The following is a 16,092-nucleotide window of genomic DNA, read 5'->3' as shown; positions in this document are numbered from 1 at the left end:
TGAAGTGTTTTTTAAGTATATTTTGCGCTAAGCTAAATACAAAGAAAGAATATATATAATCTAGGAAATTTTAAATTTTGGGGATAGTGAGATGATAAAAATTACCGAAAATAGTCTAAGAGATGGGCACCAATCTTTGCTTGCAACAAGAATGCGAACAGAAGATATGATAGAAGCTGCTAAGATTTTTGAGCAAATAGGTTTTTATAGCGTAGAAGTATGGGGAGGTGCGACTTATGATACTTGTTTGCGCTACCTTAAAGAAGATCCTTTTGAGAGACTTGCTACTTTTAAAGAAATTTTCAAAACCACTCCCATTCAAATGCTTTTAAGGGGGCAGAATCTTATTGGTTATCGCCATTATGCTGATGATGTTGTTTGTGAGTTTATTAGGCTTAGTGCGCAAAATGGAGTAGATATTTTTAGAATCTTTGATGCACTTAATGATATAAGGAATCTTAAAACTTCCATAGAAGAAGTTAAAAAGCAAGGCAAACACGCACAAGGTGCAATTTGCTATACTACTTCTCCTGTGCATACCATTCCAAATTTTGTAGAATTTGGCAAAGAACTTGCAAAAATGGGATGCGATTCTTTAGCTATTAAAGATATGGCAGGATTGCTTACTCCAAATATGGCTTATGAGCTTACCAAATCCTTAAAAGAAGAAGTGGGATTGCCTTTAGCGCTTCACACTCATTCTACAGCTGGTTTTGCATTTGGATCTCATCTTAAAGCAATAGAAGCAGGAATTGATATTGTAGATTTGTCCAATTCAGCACTTGCTGAGGGCACAAGCCATCCTTGCACACAATCAATGGTTGCCACACTCAAAGACACTCAATGGGATAGCAAATTAGATTTGTCTTTAATGGAAAAGGCAGCTGAAATCCTAAAGAAAAACCGCAAAAAATACAAAAAATTTGAATCACCTTATAATCAGATTGATACGCGTGTGCTTGTTAATCAAATCCCTGGTGGTATGATTTCTAATATGGCCAATCAATTAAAAGAGCAAAATGCTTTGGATAAAATGGATGAAGTTTTATTAGAGATTCCAAATGTGAGAAAAGATTTTGGTTATCCACCACTTGTTACACCATCAAGTCAAATTGTAGGAACTCAAGCTGTCTTAAATGTCCTTACTCAAACGCGCTACAAGACGCTTACCACAGAATCAAAAAATATCATCAAAGGCTATTATGGTAAAACTCCTGCACCAATTTCTCAAGAATTAATTCAAAAAATTAAAGCCGAAGGTGGAGAGATTATTACGCAACGCCCAGCAGATAAGCTACTCCCAGAAATGCCAAAAGCCATAGAAGAATCCAAAGGATTTGCAAAAAGTCCAACTGATATTATTTCTTATGCGATTTTTGGAGGAATTGCAAAAACCTTTTTAGAAGAAAGAAACCAAGGAAGTTTATTACCAGAAGCCTTAAGCACTTTTGAAGATGAGAATAATCCTATGCCAAAAGACTTTATGATTAACTTGCATGGAGAGAGTTATCATATAAAAGTTGAAGGAAGTGGTTCTAAAGATGAAGAAGTGAGACCTTTCTTTGTTCGCGTTAATGGGGATTTACGAGAGGTATTTATAACTTCTAATGAAATTAGTACAGAAAAAAGAATTAATAAAAATGGCGATTCTTTGCCACAAGCAAGTTTGCCTGGACATATCATCTCTCCAATGCCTGGGAATCTCACAAAATTAAGGGTAAAAGTGGGGGATATTATTAAAGAGGGTGATGTGGTAGCCATTGTAGAAGCAATGAAAATGGAAAATCAAGTTCTTGCCACAAAAGGTGGGGAAATCAAAGAAATCTATGCTAAAGAAGGGCAACAAATCGATGCCAATTTAGCCATTATGCTTGTGGAATAATGCAAACGCTAAGTGTTAGTGAATTAAACTCACAGATTAAAGGTTTGCTAGAAGCGACCTTTTTGCAAGTGAGCGTGTGTGGAGAAGTGAGTAATTGCACTTATCATTCTAGCGGACACATTTATTTTTCAATTAAAGACAAAGATTCCATACTCAAATGTGTGATGTTTAGGGGAAATGCGCGTTATTTAAAATTCAAAATTGAAGATGGTATGGATTTGACTTTAAATGGGGGTATTACTCTTTTTATTCCGCGTGGAGAATATCAGCTCAATTGTTTTAGCGCAACTCCAAGCGGAGTAGGCGAGCTTACACTAGCTTATGAACAACTCAAAAAAGAATATGAGAAAAAAGGTTATTTTTTAAACAAAAAACCTCTTCCAAAATTCCCCAAAAAAGTAGGGCTAATCACTTCTAAAAGTGGTGCGGTTTTGCACGATATGCTAAGGGTTGCAAACAAGCGATGGAATCTAGTGGAGTTTATTTTATTTGATACTTTGGTGCAAGGGGAGGGTGCTAAAGAAAATATTGTCAAAAATATTCAAATAGCCGATTCTTTAAATCTTGATTGCCTTATCTTAGCTAGGGGTGGTGGGAGTTTGGAGGATTTATGGGCTTTTAATGAGCCTTTGGTGAATGAAGCGATTTTTTTAGCAAAAACCCCTATTATCTCTGCCATTGGGCATGAGCCAGATGTAGTTTTGAGTGATTTTGTTGCTGATTTGCGCGCACCAACGCCTAGTGCTGCTATGGAAATATTATTGCCCGATAAAATAGAATGGCTTATGCGGCTTGATTCTATGCAAAAAATTATGGAAGATAAAATTAAAGGTTTTTTGGAGAAAAAAAATAAAAAACTAGAGTATTTGAGAGTTTTATTGCAAAAAAACTCTTTTTTTGAAAAAATTAAAAATCACAAACAGCAACTTTTAACTTTGCAAAAATTTCTTACACAAGCCATTGAATCAAAAATAATTCCGCATCGCTATGCTCTAGAATCAACCCCTTTAATTTTGGATCAAAAAATAACCAAAATTCTAACAAATAAGATTAATCAAATTACACTTTTAAAAACAAAACTAGAATCTAAAAATCCACAAAATAATCAAAAAAAGGGATATGTTTATGCGAGTTTTCAGGGCAAACCTATTTTGAAACTTAGCAAAATCAAGCCAAATTGTCTATTAACCCTAGAAGATTTGAGTGCAAGTGTGGAAGTTCAAGTTTTAAATAAAAAGCTTATTACTTAAAATTATCTTCAAACCAAGCAGCAATTTCACTTCGTATAGTTTGCTTAAGCGTGATTCCAGCTAGAAAATCAGAATTTTTAGCCTTATTTAGCAAAGTTACCAAACCATTACGATATTTGCTTAAATAGGGGTGATCAATTTGTGCAGGATCACCTAAAAAAACAATTCTAGAATCTTCTCCCATTCTTGTCCCAACAAGCTTAATAGTTGCATTAGAAGCGTTTTGTGTTTCATCAAAAATTACAAATTTTTTAGCAATACTTGTTCCACGCAAATGCGCAATATCCATAACTTCAATATTATGTTTTTGAATAAAATATTCTGTTGCTTCCTTGTTTAATATGCTATTGGCGTTACCTTTGTATTCAATTCTTTTAGCCAAAGATTCTTTTTGCATTTTGGTAATCATAAAATTAATAGCGCTAAAGAGAGGATACATAAAATAATTTAATTTTTGTCCTTCATCGCCTTTGCGAAATCCAAGTTCCGCTTCTTTGTCATTAGCAGTAATAGTATTTCGCATATAAACAATCCCATTAATTTCCCCCTTTTTTAGCAAATGCAATCCTGCTTGAAGTGCAATGAGTGTTTTCCCGCTCCCTGTAGCACCACTGCAAATAGTTACTTTGTTTTTAGGGTGAGTTAAAAGAGAATAGAGAAATTTTTGCTCTAAATTGATGGGATTAATATAAAGCTTATCTTCTAGAATTTTATCAAAATTTAATTCCACAAATTCATTATTTAGCTTCACTCCATAGTGTCTCTTGCCAGTTTCATAAAGAGAGTTATCGGTATTATCTTCTTCAGTGATTTCAAATAAACTCCAATTTTTAAGCATTAAAAATTTAGAATCTCTCTCCAAAGAATCTTTAATGGAATTTTTGTGTGCTTTAAAGGAATATAGAAAGTTAATATCTTGTGGATTGTCGATTCTATCGCGCATAAGAGATTGAGAAATAAGATTATTGGAAATTGCATAAACTTTAAGGGAAATGTCATTAGTCAATAAAATTAAATTATAATCTTTAGCGATTTCTAGAATCCTAGCATCATTAAGTCCATAATCTAGGGCGTAAGTTTTGTATTTTGGACGATGAATGATATGTAGGGGAATTTTAATATTGTTAGATAAGAAAGAAATGCAATGAATCTTGTCTTGATTAGTAGCTAAAAGTTCAGAATCTTTTGATTCATCACTTAAAACATTCCTAAAAAACTCTCTTGCAAAAAAACCACTTTGATTATTTAAATCTTTCTTTTTGTCTAATTCACTTAGGGTAACATCGCAAATAGCGATATGATTCTCGCCATTTTGATAGAGAAAATAGAGATTTTCTATATCATCTAAAATGATAGAAGTATCAATAAGGTAAGTTTTATTCACTTATTGACAACCCTCACATTCAATGCTTCTATCAATTGCTCCAGTGCTAGTTTCTGCCTCAACGCTTTGGGATCTTAGATAATAAGTTGATTTTAGTCCCAATCTCCAAGCTAAGCTATAAATTTCATTAAGATAGCGACCACTTGCTTTATCTAAAGAAATAAAGATATTCATACTTTGCCCCTGATCAATCCATTTTTGACGAATTGCTGCAGCCTTAACAATAAGGGTTTGATCAACTTCATAAGCAGAAGTATAATAATTCCAATTTTCCAAACTAAGATTTGGTGCCACCACAGGAATTAATCCACTTAAATTTTCTTCAAACCATTTGCGCTTGTAAATAGGTTCAATAGTTTGAGTTGTTCCAACTAAAATAGAAATAGAGCTTGTAGGTGCGATTGCCATAAGATAGCCATTACGAATTCCTTTAGTTTTAACTTCCTCTCTTAAGTGATCCCAATCATAAACAAAGCCAAAAAGACCGCCTCTATCTACCAGTGCTTTTGCTTCAGAATTAGCTTTATCAATAGGGAAAATTCCTTTTGACCATGAAGAATTTGCAAAATCATTATAAACACCTTTTTCTTGTGCAAGTTTGCAACTTGCATTAATTGCATTATAGCTAATCATCTCCATAATCTCATCAATTTTTTCTAGGTGCTTTTGACTACCCCATTGGATTTTACTTTCAGCAAGCATTTGCGCTTCACCCATTACTCCAAGTCCAATGGCGCGAGTATCAAGGTTAGTTACTTTAACCTTGCGATTAGGATAGAAATTTAAGTCAATTACATTATCAAGCATTCTAATAGCCACAGGGACAATGCGTTCAATATCTTCTTTAGTATTGATTTTAGAAAGATTAATAGAAGCAAGGTTACATACAGCAGTTTTGCCATCTACAGATTCTCTTTGTGCGATGAATACCTTTTTGCCATTGATGCTATCTGTAGAAGTGATTTTATTAGATAGCTTAACAATACCACAATCTGTTCTAACTTCTTGATTCTCTTCATAATCTTCAATCGTGCCATCTTCAAATTCAACACGAATAAAACATTTATTAGGTTCAGTATTTTGAAAAATCTCTGTGCAAAGGTTAGAGCTTCTAATAATTCCAGTGTGCGAGTTAGGGTTTGCCCTATTAGCATTGTCTTTAAAACACAAAAACGGAGATCCCACTTCAAAATAATTAGTTAAGATTCTTTTCCACAAATCTTTTGCTTTGATAGTTTCTTTGGGAATATTCGGATTATTTTCATATTCTATATAGCGCTTTTCAAATGCTTCACCATAAAGATTGGTTAAATCCGCACAAGTCAAAGCATCAAAAAGATTCCACAAACCATCTTCTGCAACACGCTTCATAAACAAATCTGGAATCCATAAAGCAGGGAATAAATCGTGAGTTCTGCGCCGCTCTTCTCCGCTATTTTTCTTAATATCTACAAAATCAAAAATATCACTATGCCAAGGCTCTAAATAGACTGCAATAGCACCTTTTCTAGTGCCTAGCTGATCCACTGCAATAGCAATATCATTAGTGATTTTCAAAAAAGGTATAACACCACCTGCGGCGTTTTTGTGTCCATCAATAAAGCTTCCCAAACCACGAATCTTAGAGAAATCCCAACCAATTCCACCGCCATATTTACTTAAAAGCGCCATTTCTTTATAAGAATCAAAAATTCCCTCGATATTATCAGGCGTGCTTCCAATATAGCAAGAGCTTAATTGGTGGCGCGGTGTTCGTGCATTAGATAGGGTAGGGGTGGCTGCCATCACTTCAAATTTTGAAAGTAAGTCATAAAATTGCTCTGCCCAATAAGTTGGATCTTTTTCGTTTTGTGCTAGAAACATTGCAATTGCCATAAACATATGTTGTGGCAATTCAATAGGCTGTCCTTTTTTATCTTTGAGCAAATATCTATCATAAAGTGTTTTGATGCCAAGATAGGTAAATTGCAAATCTCTTTGAGGATCAATTTTTAAATCAAGCTTCTCAAGATTAAATTTTTCTTTCATTCCCTTGATGATTCGATTTTCTTTTTCACCAATCTCTAGATATTCTTTAAGGCTTTTATAACCATTAAATCCATTTACTCTATGATAAAGATCGTATAAAAACAATCTAGCCGCAACAAAAGTCCAATTAGGACAATCAATATCAATTTTATCTACGGCTGTCTTAATAAGCGTTTGTTGAATCTCTTCTGTGGTGATTCTATCGCGAAAATGTAATTTAGCATCAACTTCCAATTCACTTTGAGAAACCCCCTCTAATCCCACCACAGAATCGCGCGTATATTTTTGGATTTTGGTGACATCTAGTGGTTCGATTCTCCCATCTCTTTTAATAACTGTTAGCATACCTCCTTCCCCTATTTATTTTTTCTTTTTCTTTGTGTTGGATCAAGCACTTTTTTTCGGATTCGGATGTTTTTAGGAGTAACTTCCAAAATCTCATCTTCTTCAATCCATTCCAAAGCTCTCTCTAAATTCAAATCCCTTGGTGGAGTAAGCTTAATAGCATCATCACTTCCGCTCGCACGCATATTAGTTAAATGCTTAGCTTTAACAGGATTAACATCTAAATCATTTTCCCTTGAATGCTCTCCAATAATCATTCCCACATATACTTTAGTTTGTGGTGGTATGAATAAGATTCCTCTCTCTTGAATATTTCCTAGAGAAAATGGAGTGGCTTCTCCATTTTCCATAGAGATTAAAGCACCATTATTGCGCGTTTCAACATTGCCACTAAATGGGCGGAATTCTAAGAAACTATTATTCATCACGCCTTCCCCTTTCGTGTCTGTTAAAAACTCACTTCTATAACCTATTAATCCTCTTGCAGGAATTTCAAATTCTAACCTTGTATAGCCTTCCCCCATTGGATTCATTGCTTTAAGCTCGGCTTTTCTGCGCCCTAATTTTTCAATCACACTTCCAGAATAATCTTGAGGTGTATCAATCACTAAAGATTCAAAAGGCTCACATTTTTGTCCATCAATTTCTTTAACAATAACTTCAGGGCGTGAAATACTAAACTCATAATCCTCGCGTCTTAGATTCTCTGCTAGAATTGTGATTTGTAGCTCACCTCTACCGCTTACCTTAAACTTCCCTTCACCAAGCTCTTCAACTTTCATAGCGATATTTGTTTGCATTTCTTTTTCTAGCCGCTCTTTGAGTTTATTAGCTGTAACATGCTTACCCTCTAATCCTGCAAAAGGCGAATCATTAACCGCAAAATTAACACTCATTGTTGGTTCTTCTAAATGCATAGGATCAAGTGGAATAGGGTTATTAGGATCAACAATAGAATCACCCACATTAATAGAATGAAAACCTGCTAAAGCCACAATATCACCTGCTTGCGCTTCATCAATTTCGGTTCTTGCTAAACCATAAAAACCAATAAGTTTGGTAATTTTTCCAGTGATTTTCTCTCCATTGCTTTTTGCAAGCATTACATTTTCGCCTTTTTTAACTTTACCATTAAAGATTCTAGCAATCCCAATCTTACCTACATAATTATCATAATCTAAAGTAAAAATTTGAATTTGCAAAGGATTTTCTTTGTTTCCACTAGGAAGTGGCACATGCTCTAAAATTGCATCAAAAAGTGGTCCTAAGTCTTTTTTTTCATCTTCTAAGTTTTTGATTGCATAACCATCTCTTGCAGCAGCATAAACTACCGGAAAATCTAGCTGCTTTTCATTAGCTCCCATAGCGGCAAATAAGTCAAAAACTTCATCAATCACTCTATCTGGTTGCGCTGCTGGTTTGTCAATTTTATTTACAACTACAATAGGGCAAATTCCTAATGCAAGTGCTTTTTTGACAACAAACTTAGTTTGTGGCATTACCCCTTCTTGCGCATCTACTAGCAACAAAACACCATCAACCATTTTTAAAACACGCTCAACCTCTCCCCCAAAATCGGCGTGTCCGGGAGTGTCTATAATATTAATCTTGGTATCTTTATATCTAATAGCGGTATTTTTAGAGAGAATGGTGATTCCTCTTTCTTTTTCTATATCATTGCTATCCATTACGCGCTCATCGATTTGTTCGTGACTCGCAAAAGTCCCTGATTGTCTAAGCAATCCATCAACTAAAGTGGTCTTTCCGTGATCAACATGCGCGATAACTGCGATATTTCTTATTTCCTGCATACATTTCCTTAAACAATTGATTCTAAAAAGTTTTGGAATTCTAATTTAAAAATTCTTAATAAAAAATATTAAATTTTAATTACGCAGGAGCAACACAAGGAGCTGGTATTTTTGTGGATAACAAACATTTTTCAACCATTTGGGCTTCTAATAGTGGGAGTGTAGGGCAAGTTTTTGATTGGCAGGGATACTTAAGTGGAAGCAGTCTTAAATTGTTGGCTTTAAAAACAAATTGGGTTACAACACAACCAAGTCATTTTGAATTCACTTCCGCAGAGCTTTATTTTTAACCCTTTTTTGTCTTTTTTTAAAAGCTTAAAATTATGGCAAAAATAAGGGGAGAGAATGGAAAATCCTTTAAGAATTGATACAAGTGAAGAAATATTGGATTTTTTGAAAGAAAATGATCATTTTATCGCACAAGTTGCACAGACTTTGCTTATCACGCAAGAAATCTATAATGGATTTAAACTACTTTTGGGAAAATATGAAGTAGCCATAGAAGAAACGCAAACCACGCTAGAATCTTCAAAAGCAAATTTAGAAGAGTCTAAGGCATTGTTTGCGGAGTTTTCTAGGGAAAAAGAACAAATGCAAGAAGCCTTAAGAGAGAGTCAAACTCTGCTAGAGAGTGTTGAAACAGAAGTAGAAAAGCGGCTTTTAGAACTACAAAATTTAACAGAAACCAACACGGAGCTTAATAGTCAAATCCAAGAAGCAGCCAATAAAGTTTTGGCATTTAAAAATGAGATTAGCTATCTTTTAGTGCAACTTGGAGCTTATGAACAGACTATTGAGATGATTAGAGAGCTTTCTTCTCAAATTCCACAATTAAAACAAGAAGCGATTAATGAGATTTTACAAAGCAAAGAAGAAGCCAAAAAAGAATTGCAAGTGGAGAATTTTATAAGTCGCGATGAGTTTGAAGAGTTGAAAGAAAAAATCCCTAACTCTAAAGGGGAGGCAGAGGGCATCAAAGATAGCATTGGGGTTTTAGAAAAAGAGATAGAAGACTTGCGAGATTCTACAACAACGATAAAAGCAGAAATACAACAAGAAAAAACCCTTTTACAAGATTTGAAAACACAACTAACACAAAAAGAATCTACTTTAGCAGAATTAGAAGAGATTATAGCTCAAGCAGATCAAAGCGGACTGCCAACACAAGAGCTAGAAGCTCAAAAAGCTCAACTTCAATCAGAAATAGAGAGTTTGAGAGAGCAAATCAATCAAAAAGAAACACTCATCTCTCAAAAAGAGCAAGAACTCACACAAAAAGAGCAAGAAATAACTGAAAAACAAGAGGAAATAACTCAAAAACAAGAGGAAGCATTAGAAAAAGAAAAGGAAGAGTTAGAAGCAAATCCTCCAAGAAACCCTAGTGATTTAATCACTAAGCATTATTTGGAACAAAATTATATAGATAATAAGAAGAATCAAACCATAGGAGGAGTGAAAACCTTTAGTCTTTTACCTGTGTGTAGCATAAAACCAACTAATGTTAATCAATTAGCAAACAAAGGGTATGTGGATAATCTAGGTGGAGTGGTTAGTTCTGGAGCTGCTATTGATTTTAGAAATGGAAATCATTTTATGGTTAATTTGTCGGCTAATGCCCAAATTAGCGTATCAAATTGGGGAGGTGTAGCTGGGAAAAGTGGGACTATCACCATATTGAATGCAAACAGGATAACAGGTTTTAAAGCCCCATTTAATTTTAGAATTGCACAAAGCGGTTTCAGTGGGACAGAAGTGTTTAGTTATTTTTGTTATGCAAGTAATTTGATTAGAATTGTTAGGAGTTAAAATGGAGTTTTATAATATTGCAAAGAATGAAATTTTTTATGACAATATTTTAAAAAAAGAAACAACTTTCACAGCACCTAATGAAAAAGGTGAGATGGTGGAATTCGAGGGTGAGGACACTCTATTTTTGGAGAGGTTAAGCAATGAAGAGTTAAAAGAACTTGGAATTGCTAAAGTAGAGAGAATGCAAATGCCTAATGGAATCTCTTTTATGCAAGAAGCTATGGAAGTAAGAGAATACAAAGAGGCTGAAAATATCTATAAAATAAGCTATAAGATTGTAGAGAAACCGCTAAAAAGCATTAAAGAGGCTAAACGAGTAGAAATTGATGAGAAAAAGCAAGAGATTATTGCACAGGGTTTTAGCTATCAAGATAAGGTTTATCAATGTCAGACTTATGATCAAACTTTGATTTTAGGGAAAGTAACACAGGCAACTTTAAAACCAAATGAGAACATTAATTGGATTGCTAAAGACAATACAATCACGACTTTTAGCGCTCAAGATTTTATTGCTTTTGCCACGGCATTAGCAGGATTTATCGAGCAAACCACCTTTAGAGCTAGAACACTTAAAGATAAGATTTCAATGGCACAAAATAAAGAAGAAGTGGAAGCAGTGGTGTGGGAAGAAACAACACAAGAAACACAAGAAACACAAGAAACACAAGAAACACAAGAAACACAAGAAACACAAGAAACACAAGAAACACAAGAAACATAAGAAACACAAGAAACACAAGAAACACAAGAAACACAAGAAACACAAGAAACACAAGAAACACAAGAAACACAAGAAACACAAGAAACCACACCTATTGCAGTAGGTGGAGAATCTTAAAAAGGAGAGAGTAATGCAATATTTATTAATGTTAGGAGGGTGGAGATGTTAAAGGCGAAGTTGCGATATTATTTTTTTCTTTTTAAGTGGTTTTTGATTGGCAAGTATCACTGCAATGTGCCAAAACACTTAAAGCCTTATTATTGGAGCATCCATAAAACTTTGTGGTTTTTTATAATTTTAAGTGTTGCGCTAACCTCTGCTAGTTTTATTGAGGTGTTATTTGGAATCTCTTAATCAATATTTAGATTTATTGCCTATTATGTTAGTTGGGTTATTAGCTGGTTTTATGAGTGCATTAGATAATAGTGAGGATATTAAAAAGTGCTTTAAAATTGCCATTAAAAGAATAATTCTCTCTAGTTTTTTATGTGTGGTGGCTTATTCAATTTTGAGTGCTACTGATTTGCCCTATTTGGCAAGAGTAGGCATTAGTGCCTGTATTGGATTTTTAGGGATAGAGAGGGCAATTGCTTATGCAAAAGAGATTTTGAGTTTTAAGCGAGGTGATAAATGAATTTTAAGAAATTTATGCACTTTCAAATTGTGGGGATTATATTTGTTTTGGTGCTAAGCTTGGCGCACAATATATCCCTTGCTAAAAAGCTCAAAGAAAGCAATACTCTTTTAGCTAGATGTATCAACAAACAAGATGGTTTCAAAGAACTGGTTAAAAGCGAGACAATTGAGCGTTATATCAATAATACCATTGAAAAGGAGCTAAAAAATGGGTTTGGTAAATAACACTTTAAATGTGCGATTTGTAAGCAGGAAGAATTTTTTGCTCATCGCGACTTTTAATTATCTTTTTAAAAACGAGCAAGAGATTCCAAAGGAACTTATTGCAAATGGGATCGTGAAAGATTGTAAAGAGGGGCATTATGTGTCGATACCAAGTGGATTTTACACAGACTTTGGAAGCATACCACAAGTTTTTCAAAGTTTGATAAGTCCTATTGGAGGTCCGACACAAGCCTATGTTTTACACGATTATCTGCTATATTGCTATGAGGTGGGAGAAATTAGCAAGAGGGTAATTTGTGATAAAGCATTTAAGGTGGCTTTGAAGAATGAGGGTGTAGGAATACTAAGGAGGAATTTTATGTATTTGTGCGTGAGAGCTTATAGCATTTTAAAAGAGTGGATTAAAAAATAAGGAGTAAAAATGAAGCCTAACAAATATTTCAAAGAAGATGAATTTAAATGCAAATGTGGTAAATGCAAATTACCAAAAGGCGTTCCTAGTGATGAGTTAGTAGATTTGCTTTGTGAGATTAGAGAATTTTTTGGTAATCCTATTCACATTAATAGCGGTTATCGTTGCAAAGAGCACAATGCTAAAGTGGGCGGTTCTTTAAGATCACAACACACAATAGGGAGTGCTGCTGATTTTGTAGTCGATAAAGTCCCTACAAAAGTAGTCTATCATCATATATTAAAGAAATATGGCGATTTGCCTTTAGGAATAGCGATTAAAAACAATCCTAATAATGAGTATGCAGGATTTGTGCATTTGGACACAAGGGGTAAAAAAGCAAGGTGGGAGTATAAATGAAATGATAAATATTTATAAAACTAGGAGTGTGAAATGCTAATGCTTGGGAATCAAACAATACCTGTAAAAATACCACCTGATTTAAACAATGGAGAATATTTGGAAGCTTTAGAGGTTTTTAAATTGCCTAAAAGAGTTACAGATTATACTTCAAAATTGCCTGATAGTTATAAGAATGCTAAAGTGTTACTTAGGGTTAAAAGCACTTTTAAATGGAATTGGGTTACTGATGGAGGAATAGCAAGGGCTGGATTAACCATAGGCGAGAAAGGATTTTATCCTATTAATAAATATGGGTATTGGAGTCCAACTGGGACAGAACACGAGAAGTTTTTTATAGATACTTTAGGTAGCGATATAAGCATAACTGCAAATAGTCTTTATGGTGTTGATAGGAAAACAGGTGGTTGGTATGTGGAGGCAGATATTTATAGAATTGTTTAAGGAGGTAAAAGATGTTTATGTTATGTGGTAATGGATATATCGTAGATGTAGGGGGGGGGGGCATTAGAGAATATGCTAACAAATTAATAATTCAATTTGCTGGTTACTCAGATACTCCTTATATGTTGCCTGATGAATTGGTGGGGAGGAATTGCTTTTTTAAAACAAATTCTATAGCAAATACTTCTTTAAATAATGTAACAAGTCAAGAAAGCGACTATTTAAAGGGAGCTATTACAGAAACTGCATTATTTGGATTATCAAAAGTATTTAATAAGGGAGATATTAGAGAAAAAAGCTTTTTTGCGATTGTGAATAATAAAGAGCTTTATTATGCTTTATACAAAACACAATCTGCTGGAACAACAACACACGGGTGGAATAAAGGGAGAAAAACCTTTAGTGCTAGTGTGGAAATTTTTTGGTAAATTTGGATAAGGGGCAAACAATGGATATTAAAAGCATTTTGGGTGGAGTGTGTTTGGTTTTGGTTGTTTCTTTGGGATTTATCTTTTGGCTTTATGTGGGAGCAAAAGAGGAAATTGCAGAGTTAAAAAAAGATTTGCAATTAAGTAGGTCAAATGTGGAAAATCTAAAAGAAGCAGTTGAAAAACAAAACCAAGCTATCAAAGCCCTAGAAATCAAAGCAAACAAACCGCCAAAAGAGATTGAAATCATCAAAGAAATTGAGCTAAAAGATGAGAGTTGCCAATCGATGTTAGAGGGATATAAGAGGCTTTTTAGGGAGCTTGGAAAATGAAAAATGGATTTGTGATGTGGAGTAAAAACCTCTTAAAAAAGATTCTGCAAAAAGCTCACTTTATTTCACTCCTTACCTTAAGTTTGATTTTTAGTGCCTGTGCTTCAAGTGTGCAAGTGCAAACAAAAGAAGTTTTTATCCCTGTAAAATGCAATTTACAAATGCCAAAAAAACCAAAAGAAAACGGAAGCTTTGAAAGCCACAAGGCTTTGGGTATTTATTTTTTGGAAGTGGAAAGTAGGCTTAAAGCTTGTATTGGGGAGTAACTTTAACCCTTTATTTCAAAGTCTATTTTTGAAAAAATAGCAAGAAAAAAAAGGGAGTAAAAAAGTGATTTTTGATTTTGAAGGTGCGCTAAAAAGTGGTTTTGAAAAAGGCGAGATTGTAGATTTTTTGCGAAAAGAGGCAAAAAGTGATATTAATTGGCAAGAAATCGATGAACTAAAAGCACAAGCCAAAAAGAATAATGCGAATTTAAATGAAAATGCCTTTGTTTTTGATTATCTCCAAAATGGGAATTTCAACTTTAATTCTGCTCCAAGTAAAAAAGAAGACACACTAGCTTTAATCAAAGAAAAAGAGAAGCAATACCAAAATCCAAGCCTTTGGCAAAGCGGTTTAGAAGCCTTAAGCGGTGCAGTTTCTAATGTAACCTTTGGGCTTACTCCAAGCTACCAATCTCCTGCGACTACGCAAAATCAAAAAATTACCAATGAAATCTACAAAGCCGCAGTGGCAACTGGGATAGATGCTAAAGATCTCTCACCTAAGACTAATTATGAAATTGCCGAAGAAAAAGGCGGATATTTTGATACATTTAGGCTAAATAACACAAAAAAAGCAAATGCCCTTTTAGAAGAAGAAAGGCTAAAGCGGAGTGCTTTAACTAAGGATTTTGATGAGCTAAGCCCACAAGAAAAACAAGCTTTTAAAGGTGATTTAAATGCTCCTGCAAGGGCTTGGGATTATTTTTTTGGTGAAGATGTTGAGCAGTTTGAAAATTGGAAAGAAACCAAAAGGGCGGAGAATCTTATTGCGGATTATCAAAGTGCCATTGATGACATTAACCGCCTAAATACTTATCATCAAAACACAAGCGTATATAATACCTTTTTTGGAAAAGACCCAAAAGTAAAAGAACAATATTTAAAAGATGTGAATACAATCGCAAATAAAGTGGGATTTGATAGTGCGCAATTCAAAGAAGATGGTGAGTTGTATTTAATCAAAGATGAAGAAGCCTATAAAGTCAATGAAGAGTTTTTTAAAAATCTCCCCACCACACTTGATTCAATAAAAAGCGAAATGGCACTAGGCTTAGGTGGTGCTATGGCAGGAGCTAGGAGTGGAGCGAGTATTGGTAGGCTTGGAGGGGTAGCAGGAGCGATAGCAGGAGGAGCAATAGGGGCAGCAGGTGGTGCGATTTTGGATGTGCTATCTAATAATGCCAAGCTAGATAGAGAAAACAATACAAAAGAAATCATCGCTCACGCCCTAGAAGCAGGGAGTTTGAGTTTAGCAGGAGATGCTCTTGCATTAGGATTAGCAAAAGGAGGAAAGCCTCTTTTAAAAAAGACTAAAGAGATCATCTCTAAGGCAGCTGATAATTTGATTGCAGTGGGTTTTGTAAGAAATTTACCCACTCAAAATTTAAGGGCGGCGCAAAAAATACTTGATAACTCTTATACACCTGAAGAAAAAGAGGCTTTATTTGCCTTTGGAGAAGAGTTTGGAGGAAGTCTGAAGAGTGGAGAGAATAGTAACACTCAAAAACTTATTGATGCTTTGCAAAAGAGTAATTTGCCTTTAAAACCAAGTGCTTTAAAAGTGCTTAATGCAATCAACAAGCCCACACTTAGACAAAGGCAGTTAGAACTCATTGAATTAATCCGTGCTGATGAGAGTGGAAGCTCTTTAGCCTTTTTAATTGAAGTGGCAAACACCTCTCCTAAAGCCTCTAAAGCACTTGGAGATATACTTAATGCC

General features: G+C 34.5%; 17 protein-coding genes. 14 read left to right on the top strand and 3 right to left on the bottom strand.

The features are described from left to right. Positions 1–91 precede the first annotated feature (91 nt). Positions 92–1,882: a sodium-extruding oxaloacetate decarboxylase subunit alpha gene (oadA, locus tag MKD52_RS05220; protein ID WP_112056677.1), complete on the top strand. Its 1,791-nt coding sequence runs from the start codon at positions 92–94 to the stop codon at positions 1,880–1,882. Next, positions 1,882–3,132, top strand: coding sequence for an exodeoxyribonuclease VII large subunit (gene xseA / locus MKD52_RS05215; protein ID WP_242099508.1), 1,251 nt, complete (start codon positions 1,882–1,884; stop codon positions 3,130–3,132). The genes oadA and xseA overlap by 1 nt, the downstream gene beginning before the upstream one ends. Here xseA and MKD52_RS05210 read toward each other — a convergent pair. From MKD52_RS05210 to typA, 3 genes are read right to left on the bottom strand one after another with little or no spacing between them, the layout of a single operon-like run. Continuing rightward, positions 3,125–4,516, bottom strand: coding sequence for a PhoH family protein (locus tag MKD52_RS05210; protein ID WP_242099507.1), 1,392 nt, complete (start codon positions 4,514–4,516; stop codon positions 3,125–3,127). The genes xseA and MKD52_RS05210 overlap by 8 nt on opposite strands. Next, positions 4,517–6,889: a ribonucleoside-diphosphate reductase subunit alpha gene (locus MKD52_RS05205; protein ID WP_242099506.1), complete on the bottom strand. Its 2,373-nt coding sequence runs from the start codon at positions 6,887–6,889 to the stop codon at positions 4,517–4,519. It abuts the gene before it with no gap. A gap of 11 nt (positions 6,890–6,900) precedes the next feature. After that, positions 6,901–8,700, bottom strand: coding sequence for a translational GTPase TypA (gene typA, locus MKD52_RS05200; protein WP_112056681.1), 1,800 nt, complete (start codon positions 8,698–8,700; stop codon positions 6,901–6,903). A 113-nt stretch (positions 8,701–8,813) separates the two neighbouring features. Between typA and MKD52_RS05195 the strand changes: the two genes are divergently transcribed. From MKD52_RS05195 to MKD52_RS05140, 12 genes are all read left to right on the top strand, one after another. Then, positions 8,814–8,990 (top strand): hypothetical protein, encoded by a 177-nt coding sequence (locus MKD52_RS05195; RefSeq protein WP_242099505.1) that lies wholly within the window; start codon positions 8,814–8,816, stop codon positions 8,988–8,990. A 55-nt stretch (positions 8,991–9,045) separates the two neighbouring features. Beyond that, on the top strand, positions 9,046–10,506 hold the full coding sequence (locus MKD52_RS05190) for a hypothetical protein (protein ID WP_242099504.1): 1,461 nt from the start codon (positions 9,046–9,048) through the stop codon (positions 10,504–10,506). 1 nt (position 10,507) lies between these two features. Next, positions 10,508–11,230, top strand: a complete 723-nt coding sequence (locus tag MKD52_RS05185) for a DUF4376 domain-containing protein (RefSeq protein ID WP_242099503.1) — start codon at positions 10,508–10,510, stop codon at positions 11,228–11,230. Positions 11,231–11,570: 340 nt separating this feature from the next. Further along, positions 11,571–11,864: a phage holin family protein gene (locus MKD52_RS05180; RefSeq protein ID WP_242099502.1), complete on the top strand. Its 294-nt coding sequence runs from the start codon at positions 11,571–11,573 to the stop codon at positions 11,862–11,864. Beyond that, positions 11,861–12,091: a hypothetical protein gene (locus tag MKD52_RS05175; protein ID WP_242099501.1), complete on the top strand. Its 231-nt coding sequence runs from the start codon at positions 11,861–11,863 to the stop codon at positions 12,089–12,091. Before MKD52_RS05180 ends, MKD52_RS05175 begins: the two co-directional genes overlap by 4 nt. After that, positions 12,075–12,503: a DUF1353 domain-containing protein gene (locus MKD52_RS05170; RefSeq protein ID WP_242099500.1), complete on the top strand. Its 429-nt coding sequence runs from the start codon at positions 12,075–12,077 to the stop codon at positions 12,501–12,503. Before MKD52_RS05175 ends, MKD52_RS05170 begins: the two co-directional genes overlap by 17 nt. A 9-nt stretch (positions 12,504–12,512) precedes the next feature. Next, complete coding sequence (locus MKD52_RS05165) at positions 12,513–12,902, top strand: D-Ala-D-Ala carboxypeptidase family metallohydrolase (protein WP_242099499.1); 390 nt, start codon at positions 12,513–12,515, stop codon at positions 12,900–12,902. Positions 12,903–12,935: 33 nt separating this feature from the next. Next, on the top strand, positions 12,936–13,346 hold the full coding sequence (locus MKD52_RS05160; protein ID WP_242099498.1) for a hypothetical protein: 411 nt from the start codon (positions 12,936–12,938) through the stop codon (positions 13,344–13,346). Between the two features lie 11 nt (positions 13,347–13,357). Continuing rightward, on the top strand, positions 13,358–13,774 hold the full coding sequence (locus tag MKD52_RS05155) for a hypothetical protein (RefSeq protein ID WP_242099497.1): 417 nt from the start codon (positions 13,358–13,360) through the stop codon (positions 13,772–13,774). A gap of 20 nt (positions 13,775–13,794) precedes the next feature. Further along, entirely contained in the window at positions 13,795–14,106 is a 312-nt protein-coding gene (locus MKD52_RS05150) for a hypothetical protein (protein ID WP_242099496.1), read from the top strand. Further along, on the top strand, positions 14,103–14,372 hold the full coding sequence (locus MKD52_RS05145; RefSeq protein ID WP_242099495.1) for a hypothetical protein: 270 nt from the start codon (positions 14,103–14,105) through the stop codon (positions 14,370–14,372). Before MKD52_RS05150 ends, MKD52_RS05145 begins: the two co-directional genes overlap by 4 nt. Before the next feature lie 64 nt (positions 14,373–14,436). Next, the coding region (locus MKD52_RS05140; protein WP_242099494.1) for a hypothetical protein at positions 14,437–16,092 on the top strand (1,656 nt) is incomplete at its 3' end.

Source organism: Helicobacter sp. CaF467b (genome assembly GCF_022664765.1).
Lineage (GTDB): Bacteria > Campylobacterota > Campylobacteria > Campylobacterales > Helicobacteraceae > Helicobacter_D > Helicobacter_D colisuis.
Note: the sequence above shows the minus strand (reverse complement) of the source record. Positions and strands in the feature narration are given on the sequence as shown.

What these genes read in the sequence shown, in the direction of transcription:
- oadA (WP_112056677.1), top strand. Translation starts at nt 92, where the DNA reads ATGATAAAAATTACCGAAAATAGTCTAAGAGATGGGCACCAATCTTTG.
- MKD52_RS05160 (WP_242099498.1), top strand. Translation starts at nt 12,936, where the DNA reads ATGCTAATGCTTGGGAATCAAACAATACCTGTAAAAATACCACCTGAT.
- MKD52_RS05165 (WP_242099499.1), top strand. Translation starts at nt 12,513, where the DNA reads ATGAAGCCTAACAAATATTTCAAAGAAGATGAATTTAAATGCAAATGT.
- MKD52_RS05170 (WP_242099500.1), top strand. Translation starts at nt 12,075, where the DNA reads ATGGGTTTGGTAAATAACACTTTAAATGTGCGATTTGTAAGCAGGAAG.
- MKD52_RS05175 (WP_242099501.1), top strand. Translation starts at nt 11,861, where the DNA reads ATGAATTTTAAGAAATTTATGCACTTTCAAATTGTGGGGATTATATTT.
- MKD52_RS05150 (WP_242099496.1), top strand. Translation starts at nt 13,795, where the DNA reads ATGGATATTAAAAGCATTTTGGGTGGAGTGTGTTTGGTTTTGGTTGTT.
- typA (WP_112056681.1), bottom strand. Translation starts at nt 8,700, where the DNA reads ATGCAGGAAATAAGAAATATCGCAGTTATCGCGCATGTTGATCACGGA.
- MKD52_RS05145 (WP_242099495.1), top strand. Translation starts at nt 14,103, where the DNA reads ATGAAAAATGGATTTGTGATGTGGAGTAAAAACCTCTTAAAAAAGATT.
- MKD52_RS05205 (WP_242099506.1), bottom strand. Translation starts at nt 6,889, where the DNA reads ATGCTAACAGTTATTAAAAGAGATGGGAGAATCGAACCACTAGATGTC.
- MKD52_RS05185 (WP_242099503.1), top strand. Translation starts at nt 10,508, where the DNA reads ATGGAGTTTTATAATATTGCAAAGAATGAAATTTTTTATGACAATATT.
- xseA (WP_242099508.1), top strand. Translation starts at nt 1,882, where the DNA reads ATGCAAACGCTAAGTGTTAGTGAATTAAACTCACAGATTAAAGGTTTG.
- MKD52_RS05155 (WP_242099497.1), top strand. Translation starts at nt 13,358, where the DNA reads ATGTTTATGTTATGTGGTAATGGATATATCGTAGATGTAGGGGGGGGG.
- MKD52_RS05190 (WP_242099504.1), top strand. Translation starts at nt 9,046, where the DNA reads ATGGAAAATCCTTTAAGAATTGATACAAGTGAAGAAATATTGGATTTT.